The organism is Stenotrophomonas acidaminiphila (assembly GCF_014109845.1).
GTDB lineage: Bacteria > Pseudomonadota > Gammaproteobacteria > Xanthomonadales > Xanthomonadaceae > Stenotrophomonas > Stenotrophomonas acidaminiphila.
This window is the reverse complement of sequence record NZ_CP043567.1, coordinates 993,438-1,006,912: the sequence shown is the minus strand read 5'-3', so window position 1 is coordinate 1,006,912 and position 13,475 is coordinate 993,438. Positions and strand designations below refer to the sequence as shown.

Annotated in this window: 11 protein-coding genes and 3 pseudogenes; 4 read left to right on the top strand and 10 right to left on the bottom strand. The window is 67.4% G+C overall.

From position 1 onward, the window contains the following. The first annotated feature begins 18 nt into the window (after positions 1–18). Entirely contained in the window at positions 19–255 is a 237-nt protein-coding gene (locus tag F0P95_RS04655; protein ID WP_182335870.1) for a hypothetical protein, read from the top strand. 128 nt (positions 256–383) lie between these two features. Here the strand turns inward: F0P95_RS04655 and F0P95_RS04650 are convergent, their stop codons facing one another. From F0P95_RS04650 to F0P95_RS17800, 3 genes and pseudogenes are all read right to left on the bottom strand, one after another. Beyond that, complete coding sequence (locus tag F0P95_RS04650; protein ID WP_182335869.1) at positions 384–761, bottom strand: hypothetical protein; 378 nt, start codon at positions 759–761, stop codon at positions 384–386. A gap of 138 nt (positions 762–899) precedes the next feature. After that, on the bottom strand, positions 900–1,844 hold the full coding sequence (locus F0P95_RS04645) for an IS481 family transposase (RefSeq protein WP_182335868.1): 945 nt from the start codon (positions 1,842–1,844) through the stop codon (positions 900–902). Beyond that, positions 1,841–2,404 (bottom strand): annotated as a pseudogene (locus F0P95_RS17800) (RHS repeat-associated core domain-containing protein); the annotation flags it as partial. The gene F0P95_RS04645 and the pseudogene F0P95_RS17800, both read right to left, overlap by 4 nt. A gap of 130 nt (positions 2,405–2,534) precedes the next feature. Here F0P95_RS17800 and F0P95_RS17795 point away from each other — a divergent pair. Continuing rightward, a pseudogene (locus F0P95_RS17795) lies at positions 2,535–2,810 on the top strand (transposase); the annotation flags it as partial. Positions 2,811–2,823: 13 nt separating this feature from the next. After that, the gene (locus F0P95_RS17790; RefSeq protein ID WP_425515946.1) at positions 2,824–3,243 is read left to right on the top strand and encodes a hypothetical protein; all 420 of its coding nucleotides are present in this window, start codon (positions 2,824–2,826) and stop codon (positions 3,241–3,243) included. Positions 3,244–3,268: 25 nt separating this feature from the next. Here the strand turns inward: F0P95_RS17790 and F0P95_RS04630 are convergent, their stop codons facing one another. Next, positions 3,269–3,736, bottom strand: a complete 468-nt coding sequence (locus F0P95_RS04630) for a hypothetical protein (RefSeq protein WP_182335866.1) — start codon at positions 3,734–3,736, stop codon at positions 3,269–3,271. Positions 3,737–4,256: 520 nt separating this feature from the next. Then, positions 4,257–4,331 (bottom strand): annotated as a pseudogene (locus tag F0P95_RS17785) (transposase); the annotation flags it as partial. Positions 4,332–4,658: 327 nt separating this feature from the next. On the opposite strand from F0P95_RS17785, the gene F0P95_RS04625 reads away from it, so the two are divergent. Further along, positions 4,659–6,182 (top strand): esterase/lipase family protein, encoded by a 1,524-nt coding sequence (locus tag F0P95_RS04625; protein WP_182335865.1) that lies wholly within the window; start codon positions 4,659–4,661, stop codon positions 6,180–6,182. A 177-nt stretch (positions 6,183–6,359) separates the two neighbouring features. Here F0P95_RS04625 and F0P95_RS04620 read toward each other — a convergent pair whose 3' ends face one another. The 5 genes from F0P95_RS04620 to F0P95_RS04600 form a co-directional block, all read right to left on the bottom strand. After that, positions 6,360–9,605 carry an error-prone DNA polymerase gene (locus tag F0P95_RS04620; RefSeq protein WP_182335864.1) on the bottom strand — a complete coding sequence of 1,082 codons (3,246 nt, stop codon included), beginning with the start codon at positions 9,603–9,605 and terminating at the stop codon, positions 6,360–6,362. Then, the gene (locus tag F0P95_RS04615) at positions 9,602–11,023 is read right to left on the bottom strand and encodes a Y-family DNA polymerase (protein WP_182335863.1); all 1,422 of its coding nucleotides are present in this window, start codon (positions 11,021–11,023) and stop codon (positions 9,602–9,604) included. Before F0P95_RS04615 ends, F0P95_RS04620 begins: the two co-directional genes overlap by 4 nt. 9 nt (positions 11,024–11,032) lie before the next feature. Further along, positions 11,033–11,656 carry a translesion DNA synthesis-associated protein ImuA gene (gene imuA / locus F0P95_RS04610; protein ID WP_182335862.1) on the bottom strand — a complete coding sequence of 208 codons (624 nt, stop codon included), beginning with the start codon at positions 11,654–11,656 and terminating at the stop codon, positions 11,033–11,035. Continuing rightward, entirely contained in the window at positions 11,657–12,262 is a 606-nt protein-coding gene (gene lexA, locus F0P95_RS04605; protein ID WP_182335861.1) for a transcriptional repressor LexA, read from the bottom strand. Positions 12,263–12,398: 136 nt separating this feature from the next. Then, positions 12,399–13,475, bottom strand: coding sequence for an alpha/beta hydrolase family protein (locus tag F0P95_RS04600; protein ID WP_182335860.1), 1,077 nt, complete (start codon positions 13,473–13,475; stop codon positions 12,399–12,401).

Genomic DNA, 13,475 nt, shown 5'->3' with positions numbered 1-13,475 from the left:
CTAACGATACCTGCGAGATTGTGCAAGCAGATCGCCTACTACGAGGGCGAGTCGAGACACCCCAGCGCCAGCCTGCTCATCGCGCTGGCACAGGCGCTCAACGTCAACGCACTGCTGGACGTCCGGCAAACCCGCAAGCCGGCCAGTGTCAGCACGCGCTTGGAACGCCGCATCAAGCAGATCGAGCGCATGCAGGCCAAGCCAAAGCAGCAGCTACTCGGCATCATCGCCACGTTCATCGCCGCGCATCAGTAGGCGCAGACCACAACGCTGCAAACGACAAGGCCCGCAGCGTTGCGGGCCTTGTGCGTCATGGACGATCAAAAAAAGTGAACCTGGAACCGTTACTCGGCAACTATGGATAAAGACCTGCTCTCCGGTGCCTACAACTCGTTCCACATATAAGAGAACTTGCGAAATTCAATTTCAATCTCGCCCAAATGATCAAAAATAATTCGGCGCCTAAATATATCTTGCTTAGCGATTGAGAACTCGTGAACCAGAACATCCGCATGCCGATTCAAATCCAAGTCCATTTCTTTTAGATGGTAAGAAGAAACGTCGGCATACCGCAATGTAGTTTTCCCTCCGAATAGCTGATCAATAAATTTGAGCTCAATGGACGAAACAGCATTCGAGAAGCTCTCATCGTATGCATTTTCAATCACAGCTGAAAGCATCCTAGAGTCGTGCAGCGTCTTGGCGCCATGAAGGACATAGGAGTCCACATCAGTCGAATAATCTCTAAGAGCCTTCGGCATCAAATTCGCAACGCTTTTTATGTACTCAAAATAATTAGAAAAATCCCACGATTCCCCATCAAACTGAATCCGATCAAGCCTTATCACATTGCCTCGCAGCCCGGATAGTCCGGAATTTGGTCGCAAATTAGGTTTGGACTAGGTGTGTAAACCCAGTACGTTGTTCAGCGGGATTCGGGAGATGGGCGGCTTGTAGCCTAGGCTGGCGTGGAGCCGGTGCCAGTTGTAGTGGTGCAGCCAGTCATGGAGGGCGCCGGCCCGCTGCACGGAGTTGTCGTAGGCGCGGGCATAGGCCCACTCGCGCAGGCTGGTCTGCACCAGGCGCTCGGCCTTGCCGTTGGTACGAGGCGTATAGGGCCGTGTGCGCAGGTGGCGCAGGCCGAGCCGGCGGAGCAGGCGGCGGAATCGGCGCGATCTGTAGCAAGCCCCATTGTCGGTCAGGACCCGCTCGAAGCGCACACCCAACTGCCGGTAGTAGCGCAGTGCCTGCAGCAAGGCCCTGCTGGCGCTGCTCCCACGCTCGTTAGGCTCGATGGAGCCAAACGCCACGCGCGAGTGATCGTCGATGGCCAGGTGGATATAGTCCCAGCCAATGCCCCGGTGCCGGTGCGAGCGGTCGCCGGTCACACGGTGGCCCGGCGAACCGATTCGCCCCAGCTTCTTGATGTCCAGATGCAGCAGTTGGCCGGGCCGGGCGTACTCGTAGCGGTTCTCCGGCAGCGCCGGTTCCAGTTCGGCCAGGCGATGCAGCCCGGCACGGCGCAGCAACCGGGCGATGGTGCTGGGCGCCACGGGCAGCCGCTGGGCGATCTGGCGATAGGTCCGGCGCGAGCGACGCTGCTCCAGCACCTGCGCCACGATGGCCGGCGGCGTGGCATGGGGGCAGGTCTGCGGCCGGGAGCTGCGGTCAACCAGACCCGTAGGGCCTTCCTCCCGGTATCGCTTGAGCCACTTGTAGGCCGTGCGCACGCTCACGCCGGCCGCGTGGGCGGCCTCTTCGATGCGCAGGCCCTGCACGAGGATGCGCTCCACAAGCAGGGCTCGACCGCGAGGCGTCAAACGGGCATGTTTATGCAGGTTCATCCGGGGCTCCTGGGGGCTGGGTTGGTGTCGTAACCCCCATCTTCCAGCGATGCCCCGGATGAACAACCTACTGAGAGATCACAACTAGGGGTAGTCATTTCAATCATCGGCCCTATAAGCGGCCACCCCTTGAAAAATGACTTGAGCCGTGAAGCCCCCTTCGACGCCCTTCTAGCAGCCAAGCCAGTTCGATGAAGGTAGTCATCCGAAACAGTCTTGCATTGAGCTTCTACGCCATCCGGAAGACCTCTCGGAGCACCTCTGCGCCCATGCTTATTAATCCACCCATCGGGACCATAAACACCCACCTCGGCTCCTCTGGGATCGTAAACGTAAATCTCAAATGACGCGTTTCCTCCATAGTTTAAAGTATAAACTCGCCCTGTGTAGTTGCCACCAAGATCAATCCGGGCCAATCCAAGCAGATCAACCGCGCCTGGCGGATTCCCACCGACACAGGCATACGTGCTGATCCCACCTTCCAACCCAATCGGGTCACTCTGGACATAGCGCCCGGTGCTGTGGTCGTAATCGCGGAAGTAGTTGTAATTCAAACCCGTAGTATTGTCATATCACTGACCTGGATGTCGCAGATCAAAGGCGAACGCCATGCCGACCTCCTCCCTGTAATTCTGATCCGCTATAGGTAGAAGATTCGGCGACACTCAGGCCGCAAAGAGGCCCGTCGCCATGAAGAAGTCGAAGTTCACCGAAGAGCAGATCGCTCTCGCCCTGAGGCAGGCCGAGAGCGGTACGACCGTGGAGGAGATCTGCCGCAAGACGGGAATCACCCAAGCCACGTTCTACGCTTGGCGCAAGAAGTACGGCGGACTAGGCGTGGCCGAGCTACGCCGGCTTCGCCAACTCAAGGAGGGGAACCGCACGCTCAAGCAACGGGTTGCCGATCTGAGCCTGGACAAGGTCATGGTGCAGGACGTGCTGTCAATGAAGCTCTTAGGCCCACCCGCGCAAGAAGCCCGTGGGCCATTTGATCGATCGTTACCGCGTCGGCGTGCGCCGCGCCCGCGAGGTTGTCCGGCGGAGCCGCTCGGCGTGGTACTACCAGCCCCGGGAGAACGGTGTTGCGCCACTGCTTCGACGGATCGAGGAGATTGCCGCCGCTCGGGTCCGCTACGGTTTCTGGAGGATCTTCGTGCTGTTGCGTCGGGAAGGCTGGTGGATAGCGCACGACCCGGCGCCCATCGCAACCGCACCGAAGGAGCGCGGGCCACAGGAGAAGACCAGGCAACAGATCGAACAGATCGAGGCGCCGCCCATCACCAAGCAGCACATGGTCGTGCAGAGGATCGATGCCGTAATCGCACACGCAGCGCGCAGGGATAGTCACCAGCACCGCAAACGACGAGGCCCGCAGCGATGCGGGCCTCGTGCGTCATGAACAACCAGAGAATGAGGCAGGAAGGTTATTTCGACGGATTGAACGGCAAAGACCTATAAACGCAGCCGGATACGGCTCTAACGACTACCGAGTATTCCATCTCAGGACGTCTATCGCTCAGAAGAAGTCCATTTACATCAAACCAAAACTCCGCTTCCTCGCCAGGGGCTATGATCATGGTTCTCGTTGGAGCCAGCATCTCATCCAAGTTCGGACTGTATTCCTTCCAAACGCCATCATTCAAAACACGCTGTTCCGTTGAGGCGTATCGTCCATGAATGATGTTTGTTGACCTGCTTTCAAGAGGAAACTCAATAGAGGCCTCACCTCGATTGACGGCGCTGAAAACAGCAACGCGCAATCCTGCCGGATCAACGCTCTCTCCCGCATGTCGCACGTCTACAGCAGGGCAATGCGGCGCAACGGTTTCTGCCGAAGCACAAGAAACTGCAAGGAGTGCTATCACCATCCCGCCAGCTTTCAACACGTTCATTTGGCCTTTCCCGAAGCTACGGAAGGATGAATCGATGCTTGCCGCTCACATCTCACGTCTCACGTCTCACATCTGTCGCGACGCATCGATATCGGGATCAATCTGGAAACAGAGATATTCATCTATTGCATTAGCAACAGATCAGACAAGTAAAGCAATGCCAGCAAAAGAAATGAATGTGGCATGCAGCAGGGCATAAATCAGCAACAAGGCTCGACCAGTGCGGCCAGCGACTCTGTAAACCTCCCTGCCCCTCTGCAGGGATATCTCCTTAGAAAATTATCTCTTTCAAATTTCCCAGGAGAGCCAAATCCATGCCACAGATCGGGCCTCTTCCTCTTCAGATTACGAACGAGAATCCATCTCGTGGGAACGAACAGGAAAGCAGAAGCAGCGGCCACCATGCATATAAGGAATTTCGTCACGTACCGCATCCGCAGTTGTAATTGGAGTGATTGCTCACCATTGCCCAGCCACAAACCAACAATGCCGAAAACCCATGCCGTCGGCACAGATCCTACACCGCCGCGCCCGCTTCAGCCTCACGCAGGAAGTCGATGATCTGCTCTTCGGCAAAGCGCTTCTTCGCGTCCAATTTCCATCTCGTTGGGAATTGGACTCCGGATTTCCGTGCTACTCAAAACCGGGGTGACGTCGGTATAGGCGCCCTCTTCCTGCACACACATACCCGCTTGATTGAAGCATGCGACTTTGCTGTCAATGGGCATTCCGGATCTGCTGCCATGACGGCGTAACGCCGGGCTTCGGGGAATTCAATGGACTCGGTGATGGCGTTTACCTGCCACCCACCCCGCACCGCACTACGGGTCCCGACCACCTGCACCTCCCAGGCCCGCCCCCCGGTCGCCGCGGATGCGACGACAATGATCGAGCATTGTCCTCCCTTCCCGTGGAGCCGGACATGGACAGGATTCAGCGCCCTTTCTTCCCGATCATCTACGTGCGCGGCTATGCCATGACCCGCGCGGAGATCGTCGAGACCACCTCCACGCCGTTCATGGGACTGGAGGCCGGCTCCACCAAGATCCGCCAGGCCCAGGACGGCTCGGTGGTGAAGTTCGTGTTCGAGTCGCCGCTGGTGCGGCTGATGAAGGACTACGGCTACCGCGACGTCTATGACAGCGGCGCCGAGCTGCGCAGCGGCATCGCCCCGCGCAGCATCGTCATCCACCGCTACTACGACGTGGCCGACCCCGCGTTCGGCGACGGCAAGGCGCCGTCGATCACCGAGGCCGCGGCCAGCCTGGGCCGGCGCATCCTGGAGCTGCGCGACAGCGTGTGCGGCAACAACGCCAGCCAGCGCCGCGACTTCCGCGTGTACCTGGTGGCGCACTCGATGGGCGGGCTGATCTGCCGCTGCCTGCTGCAGAACCCGGAGGTGGCCAGCGCCGAGGCGCGCACGCTGGTGGACAAGGTGTTCACCTACGCCACCCCGCACAACGGCATCGACGTCGCCGGCATCAACGTGCCCGACCTGCTGTCGATCAACGACATGAACAACTTCAACCGCGGCAACATGGCGCGCTACCTGAAGGTCCCCAGGGACAAGGTCAACACCCTGGGCGATTCCGGCTTCCCGCCCGAGCGCATGTTCTGCCTGGTCGGCACCAACAGCCGCGACTACGCGGTGGCGCGCGGCCTGTCCTCGTTCGCGGTCGGCGCGCTCAGCGACGGCCTGGTGCGCATCGCCAACGCCTGGGTGGACGGCGCGCCGCGCGCGTTCGTCAACCGCAGCCACAGCGGCTATTTCGGCATCGTCAATTCCGAGGAGGGGTACCAGAACCTGTCGCGCTTCCTGTTCGGCGACATCTGCGCCACCGCGCAGCTGGACATCACCGCGCTGGCGCTGCCACCGGAGGTCGAGGCCGCGCGCCGGCGCGGCAGGCAGGTGCGCTCCTCGTATTACATCGAGGCCACGGTGGCGCCGCGCGGCGCCTATACCTACCAGCTCACCGCGCGCACCCAGGCCAACGAATCGGCGGTGCGCCGCGAATACGGCGACATCTTCGACGCCGATGGCAACGTGCGCCGCGATGCGCGCGCGCCGGTGCTGTTCTCGGTGTTCCTGGACAGCCGCCGCATCACCGCCGGCAGCGAGGTCGCGTTCTCGATCGAGCTGGCGGTGTGCAACGCCGGCTATGAGGTCGATGGCGCGCTGTTCCTGAAGAACCATATTCCCGGCGAATACCTGTTCCGCAACACGCTGGTGCTGTTCGCCCGGCCCGATGGCGATGGCTGGCGGCTGCGCTATGTCTGGGGCGACGACCAGTGGGCCGGCGGCCCCAAGACGCAGGCCGAACTGGACAGCGCCAGCGACAGGGCGATCGGCATCAGCCAGCAGTCGCCGCGCGTGTTCACGGTACCGGTGTCTTCGACCAAGGGCTTCGCCGCGGAACTGAAGATCGCACTGTCCGATTGGCAGTGACACGGGAGGCCCGGCGCTCACGCCCGCGCTCTGCTGGCGGGTGATTGAACGGAGGCGACGGCGGACGACTGCGGCACGCCAGTGCGCCGGGTGTGAGCAGCGGCATTGCCGGGCGCCGCGAAGGCAGTGCATCGCCTGCCGCGGGCCAGTGCCGCGGCACGGCGCCGATGCACCGCGCTAGTGGAAATCCCGCGATTGGGTCTGCAGGTCGCCCAGCAGGTGGCTGAGGTCGTGCAGGTCACGGGCGACCAGGTGCTGCACCCCATCGACCTGTTCCCAGCGCCCGCGCACCGCCATCAGCCGCGCACCCAGCAGTACCTTGCGCCGGCGCGCAGCCAGGTCCTGCCAGACCACGACGTTGAGCGGGCCATGCTCGTCCTCGAGGGTGACGAACACCGTGCCCTTGGCCGTGCCCGGACGCTGCCGCTGCACCACGATGCCGGCCACGTGGGCACCGCGCCCGTGCGGCAGTTGCCGGACCTGGGCGATGTCGAGCACGCGCTCGCGCTGCAGCCGCGCGCGCAGCAGCGACAGCGGATGCTCGCCGAGGGTGAGGCCGAGCACCCGGTAATCGGCCAGCACCTCCTCGCCGGCCGAAGGCGCCGGCAACGCCACGGACTCCTCGTCGGGGCTGCCAGGCAGCAGCGGCCGCTGCCGTTCGATGCCGGCCACTTCCCAGCGTGCGGCGTGGCGGTGCCCGGCCAGTGTCTGCAGGGCGCCGGCTTCGGCCAGCGCGCGCCGCGCCCGCTCGTCCAGGCCGGCGCGCAGGCACAGGTCGCGCACGTCGGCGAACGGGCGCCTGGCACGCGCGGCGACGATGGCCAGCGCCGCGCTTTCAGGCAACCCGGCCACCTGGCGCAGGCCCAGGCGGATGGCGGGCTGGCCGTGGTCGTCATCCGGGCCACAGCGTGCCCGCCCGCCTTCCAAGGTGTTGTCCCGGTCGCTGCAGGTCACGTCCACCGGCCGCACCTCCACCGCGCGGCGTCCGCCGTGACCGTCGCGGCGCGCGTCCTGGACGATCTCGCTGGGCGAATAAAAGCCCATCGGCTGCGCGTTGAGCAGCGCACAGGCGAAGGCCGCCGGTTCATGGCGCTTGAGCCAGCTGCTGATGTAGACCAGCTTGGCGAACGAGGCGGCATGGCTCTGCGGGAAGCCGTAGGAGCCGAACCCCTTGATCTGCTCGAAGATCTGGTCGATGAATTCGTCGGAGTAGCCGTTGGCCTGCATCCGTTCGCGGATGCGGACGCGATGCGGCTCCATGTCCCCGCCGCGGCCCCAGGCCGCCATCGAACGACGCAGGCCATCGGCTTCACCGGGGCTGTACCTGGCGGCGATGATGACAAGCTCCATCACCTGTTCCTGGAACAGCGGAATGCCGCAGGTGCGCCCGAGGATTTCCCGCAACGCCTCGGGACAGGTGGCCTCCTCCCTGCCCTGTCGCCGGCGCAGGTACGGATGCACCATGCCGCCCTGGATCGGCCCCGGGCGCACGATCGCCACCTCGATCACCAGGTCGTAGAAGCACGCCGGTTTCAGCCGCGGCAGCATGCTCATCTGCGCGCGCGATTCGATCTGGAACACGCCCACGGTGTCGGCGGCCTGGATCATGGCGTAGGTCGGCTCGTCGCCGGCCGGCAACCGTGCCAGGTCGATGCGCTGGCCGCGGTGGCGCTCCACCAGGTCCAGCGCCTTGCGGATGCAGGTGAGCATGCCCAGCGCCAGGCAGTCGACCTTGAGCAGCTTCATCGTTTCCAGGTCGTCCTTGTCCCACTGGATGATGGTGCGCCCGTCCATGGCCGCGTTCTCCACCGGCACCACGGTGGACAGCGGCGCATCGCTGATGACGAAACCGCCCACGTGCTGCGACAGGTGGCGCGGGTGGCCGTTCAACTGCGCGGTGATCGCCATCAGCCGCCGGATCAGCGGGTTGTCCGGGTCGAAGCCGGTCTCGCGCAGCCGCTGCGCCATCGGCACCTCGCCATTGCCCCAGCCATGGCATCCGGCCAGCAGCGCGATCTGGTCCGGCGGCAGGCCGAAGGCACGGGCCACGTCGCGCACCGCGCTCTTGCCGCGGTAGCGGATCACGGTGGCCGCCAAAGCGGCGCGGTGGCGGCCGTACTTGGCGTAGACGTACTGCAGCACTTCCTCGCGCCGCTCGTGCTCGAAGTCCACGTCGATGTCCGGTGGCTCGTCGCGTTCGCGCGACAGGAAGCGGGCCATCAGCAGCCGGCTTTCGGCCGGGTCCACCACGGTGATGCCCAGCGCGAAGCACACCGCCGAATTGGCCGACGAACCCCGGCCCTGGCACAGGATGTCGCGCTCCCTGGCGAAGCGCACGATGTCCTGCACGGTCAGGAAGAACGCCTCGTACTGCTTGTAGGCGATCAGCTCCAGCTCGTCCTCGATCTGGCGCACGACGTCGGCCGGCGTTCCCTGCGGCCAGCGCTCGCGCATGCCGCGCCCGGTCAGTTCGCGCAGCCAGCTGCTGGGCGTGTGCCCGGCAGGCACCAGTTCGGTCGGGTACGCGTAGCGCAGTTGATCCATGTCGAAACTACAGCGGCGCGCCAGCCGCACCGCGTTGTCCAGCAGTGCCGGCGGGTGGATGTTGCCCAGCGCGCGGCGGGTGCGCAGGTGGCGCTCGCCATTGCGGAACAGGTGCGCGCCGCATTCGGCCAGCGCCAGGTTGTGGCGGATGGCGGTCATCGTGTCCTGCAGCATGCGCCGGCGGCGCACGTCCATGTGCACGTCGCCGCTGGCCAGCGGCGTCATCGCCAGCGCATCGGCCAGCGCCAGCAACCGCTGCAGGCGCGCGGCATCGTCCTGTTCGCGGTGCAGTTCCACCGCCAGGTGCGCGCGTGCGCCGAACACGGCCTGCAGCCAGCGCCCCTGTTCCGCCTGCGGCTCGGCGCCCGGCAGCCACAACGCGAACAGGCCCGAGGCCTCGGCACCGGCGTCGCCCAGCACCGACTCCACGTCCGCGCGTGCCAGCCGGTACGTGCCCTTGCCGGCCGCCAGGCGGCCGCGGCTGATCAGTTCGCACAGCCGCGTGTAGCCGGCGGCGGTTTCCACCAGCAATACGCAGCGCAGGCCGCAGCCCAGGGCGAACTCGCTGCCGACCACCAGCTTCACGCCGCTGGCGCGTGCCGCCTCCCAGGCGCGCACGATGCCGGCCAGCGAGCATTCGTCGGTGATCGCCAGCGCTTCGTAGCCGCAGGCGCGCGCACGCGTGAACAGCTGCTCGGCGCTGGCCGCACCGCGCAGGAAGGAAAAATCCGACAGGCAATGCAGTTCGGCGTAGGCGGGCAGGTCGTCCTCGCCGGGCGCGCCATCGTTGGCGGCTTCGCCACCCAGCCGCTGCGCCACTTCCCAGGCGCGCGGCGCACGCGTGCCGGCATGCGAATCGCGGGCTTCGCGGCGGCTCATGCGAACCACCCGTGCAGCATCCAGCCGCCCTGCTCACCCGGCGGCGCGAAGGCCCAGGCGCGCTGGCCCTGCGAAGTTTCCAGCACGTAGTAATCGCGGCGCGCGTCGTCGCCGTCCCACCAGCCGCTTTCCAGCCGTTCCGGGCCGGACACGATGCGCAGGCGCGGGTCGCGCAGCGGCACCGGCTGCGGCAGCAGCCAGGCCGGGCGCGGCGGCAGGCCCGGCGCGGCATCGCCGATGCGCGCCTCGTCGCCCTGCAGCGGCCGCCAGGCACGCTCCGGGCGCGGATCGCAGGTCGGCGCGATGCGATGCACCGCGGTATCGCCCAGCCGTGCGCGCAACCGCTCGCGCAGCTGCGGCCACGGCTGCTGCTGGCGCGTACGCGGATCGAACAGGTCGCGCGCGGCCGGCACGAATGGCGGCAGTTCCCGCGCCAGCAGGCGCAGCGCCACCACCGGCCGCTCGAGCCGCACCTGCTCCAGGCGGTTGCGTACCAGCTCGAACAGCAGCGCCGGCTCGCGCTCGGCGGCCAGCAGTCCCACCGCCACGTCGCTGTGGCCCTCCTCGTGCTCCAGTCGCAGCACGAAGCGCTGCACGCCGCCGTCGCGCACCGACAGGTAAGTGCACAGGTCGCCGACCAGGCGGCGCAGCGGGAACAGCAGCGCGGTGTGGCTCTCGACCTCGTAGCCCAGCTCCAGCCGCGCGTCGAAGTGGTCCGGCGGCGCGTAATACGCCAGCGGGTCGTCGGCCTGTCCGTAGAGCCGGTCCAGGTGGTCGAGCAGCGGCAGGCCGAAACGCCGGCGCAGCGCATCGCGCGGCAGCGCACGCAGCGTGCGCAGGTCGCCGATACCCATGTGCCGCAGGCGCTCGCCGGCATCGTCCGGCAGCCGCGCGCGCGCCACCGGCACGCGGTCCAGCAGCGTCGCCATCGCCGCCGGCTGGGTCACCGCCAGGCCGTCGCGCAGGCCGGCCAGCACCTGCGCGGCGCGCGGCGTCGGCGCCAGCCCGATGCGGTGGCTGAAACCCAGCAGCGCCAGTTCCTCGCGCAGCCGCGCCTCGATGCGCGGCCACGGACCGAGCAGGGCGAAGCTGGCGCGTACTTCCAGCACGATGCAGCCGGGCCACTGCGCGCTGACCAGCGAACTGTGGCGGTAGGCCCAGGCGGCCAGGAAGCGCTGCCAGCGCGCCTCAGCCTGCGGGTCGTGTTCGACCAGGGCCAACCCGGGCAGCAGCGCATGCGCGGCGGTCAGGCGCATGCCGGCCCGTACCCCGGCAGCGGCCGCGGCGGCGTTGACCGCCTGCAGGGTGCGCAGCTGCGCCGGGCCACTGACCAGCGCCAGCGGCGCCTGCGGATCAGGGCATCGCCGCAGGACGGCATCCAGCGCCAGTTGCGGCAGCAGTACACAGGCCCAGAGCATGGCCGCGCCTCACCGCGTGGCCAGGGCAAAGGCGCGCGCCGGCGCCGGGCCGCCGCGGCACTTGCGTACCTGCCAGGCATTGCCGCCGTGCGCGTCGCGCACCGCTTCCAGGCGCAGCGCGGCCGGCGAGGGATTGGCCGCATGGCGGCGGTCGCGCAGGGCAAAGCCCAGGCACTGGCCGCTGTCGGCCGCCACCTGCAGCCGGCGCAGCGCCTGCGCGTCGGCCTGCCGCGGCCAGCCCAGCACCGCTCCGCAGGCGCCACTGCGCAGGCATTGCTCGAACGCCCACAGCGCATCGCGTGGCGTGGCCTGGACGATCTCCAGCCGTTCCAGCGCCACGCCCGCGGCCTGCCAGGCCGGGGCGTAGGGCACATAGGGCGGCGCCACCACCGCCACCGTGGCGCCGGCCTGGCTCAGCCGCGCCAGCGTGGGCAGCAGCAGCGCCAGCTCACCCACGCCATCGGCCGGCAACAGCAGTTCGCTCAGCGCATGCCGCGGCCAGCCACCCTGCGGCAGCAGCGCATCGAGCGCGGCATGGCCGGTGGGCTCGCCCAACGCCGCGGCCGAGGCACGCCCGGCGTGCCACAGCGTCTGCGCCGCCAGCAGGCTGTCGAGGGCGACCACGGTGCCCATTCAAGCCGGGCGTACCAGCCCGCAGTAAACGCCTTCGATGGCGAAATCCTGGCCCGGCCGCACCTCGATCGGCGCATGCGCGCGGTTGCGCGGCAGCAGGTGGATGCACCGCGGCCCGCGCTGCAGGCGCTTGATGGTCAGCTCGCCATCGACGCGCGCCACCACGGTCTGGCCGTCGCGCGCCTCGGGCGTGCGCTGCACCCCGACCAGGTCGCCGTCGAGGATGCCGTCGTCGATCATCGAATCGCCCTGCACCCGCAGCAGGTAGTCCGGGCGCAGCGCGAACAGCCGCCGGTCCAGCCAGAACTGCTGGTCCAGGCCGATGTCGGCCCCGATCGGCTGGCCCGCGGCCACCCGCCCGAGCACCGGCAGCGGCAGCAGGTCGGCGTCGCCACCGGGCAGGCGCAGGCCGCGCTTGCGCCCCGGCAGCTGCTCCAGCAGGCCGTCGGCCAGCAGCGCCTGCACGTGCTTCTGCGCGGCGTTGCGCGAGGCAAAGCCGAACGCCGCGGCGATCTCGGCCAGGCTGGGTGCGCGCCCGGCCGCCAGCTCCCGGCGCAGGAAGGCAAGGACGGCGGCGCGCTGCGGTGGCAGGTCGACGGGAATCATGGGTGTACATTTGTACACCCAGACGGGCACCGCAGCCAGTGCCGGAAGCGGCCCGCCGCGCGATGGCGGGGCCGTTGTTTCCCGGTGCCGTGGCCGGTACCGGGCCCGCCCGCGCCGGATACGCGGCCGGCGCCGGCTAGCGCAGCTTTTCGCCGAAGAAACGCAGGGCTTCGTCCACCGCCGCCGCATGCGTGGCGGCCTTCGGGACCGCGGTCCGGCACAGCCCCTGCAGCCGGTCCGCTCCCAGCGGGGTGCACTCGGACAGGAAGTCGTAGTGGGCTACGCCGGGGAGGTGGCGGATCACGGCGTTGCCGGCCAGCGCCGCGGCCACGTCGCTGTTGCTGGCAGGGGCGGCCACCGCGTCGTCCGTGCCCACCATGATCGACAGCGGGAGCTGCAGCGCCTCCAGTTCCGCCGGGTCGAACGCCTGCACGATCGCCGGTGCCAGCAGGAAGGCCGCACGCACCCCGGGCAGCGCGCGGGACTGGCCCGCCTGGCGGGCATGCGGCGCCAGTTCCGGGGAGGCCGCCGCGGCCACGCGGGCGGCCTGGGTGTGCGTGGGCGACTCGTCCTGCGGGCGGCACACGCCATCGTCGGGATGCGCGGCGCAGAAGCGCGCCAGGCGCGGCATGTCCGGGCGCGCACCGGCGGCAACCAGCGCGGTGAACCCTCCGGCCGAGTACCCGACCAGGCCGAGCCGCGCCGTATCCACATGCGCACCGAGCACCGGATCCGCCTGCACCGCCGCCAGTGCCGTCGCCAGGTCATCGGCGCGCAACCAGGAGAGCACGCTGCCGGCCAGGGTCATCGGGTCGATGCCGTTGTTCCCGGGGTGGTCGACGGCAATCACCAGGTAGCCCGCGCGGGCCAGCGCCGTTCCCAGCCACCCCATCATCCGCGCCGTTCCGCCATTGCCGTGGGACAGCAGCAGGGTGGGAAGCCGCCCGCCGCTGACCGGTGCGTCCTCGACCCGCCCCGCCTCCTGGAACAGCGGGGCGTCGGGCGGGCCGATCGACAGCGGCGTTTCCGCACGTGCCGTGTGCGTCGGATACCACACCGTGAAGCGCAGGGCATCGCGCTGCCCGGCATCGCGGATGGCGGCGGTCGCCGAGCTGGCCACGCCGGTCCGTTCGCCCGCCTTGGGCAGCGGCGGGGCGGGAGCGAGCTGCAGGGCGCCCAGCGCCAGCGCCAGGGCCGAGTGGAAAAAGGACAT

Coding starts and splice junctions, on each gene's coding strand:
- lexA (WP_182335861.1), bottom strand. CDS start 12,262: ATGATTCCCGTCGACCTGCCACCGCAGCGCGCCGCCGTCCTTGCCTTC.
- F0P95_RS04625 (WP_182335865.1), top strand. CDS start 4,659: ATGGACAGGATTCAGCGCCCTTTCTTCCCGATCATCTACGTGCGCGGC.
- F0P95_RS04615 (WP_182335863.1), bottom strand. CDS start 11,023: ATGCTCTGGGCCTGTGTACTGCTGCCGCAACTGGCGCTGGATGCCGTC.
- imuA (WP_182335862.1), bottom strand. CDS start 11,656: ATGGGCACCGTGGTCGCCCTCGACAGCCTGCTGGCGGCGCAGACGCTG.
- F0P95_RS04645 (WP_182335868.1), bottom strand. CDS start 1,844: ATGAACCTGCATAAACATGCCCGTTTGACGCCTCGCGGTCGAGCCCTG.
- F0P95_RS04600 (WP_182335860.1), bottom strand. CDS start 13,475: ATGTCCTTTTTCCACTCGGCCCTGGCGCTGGCGCTGGGCGCCCTGCAG.
- F0P95_RS04620 (WP_182335864.1), bottom strand. CDS start 9,605: ATGAGCCGCCGCGAAGCCCGCGATTCGCATGCCGGCACGCGTGCGCCG.
- F0P95_RS04650 (WP_182335869.1), bottom strand. CDS start 761: ATGCCGAAGGCTCTTAGAGATTATTCGACTGATGTGGACTCCTATGTC.
- F0P95_RS04630 (WP_182335866.1), bottom strand. CDS start 3,736: ATGAACGTGTTGAAAGCTGGCGGGATGGTGATAGCACTCCTTGCAGTT.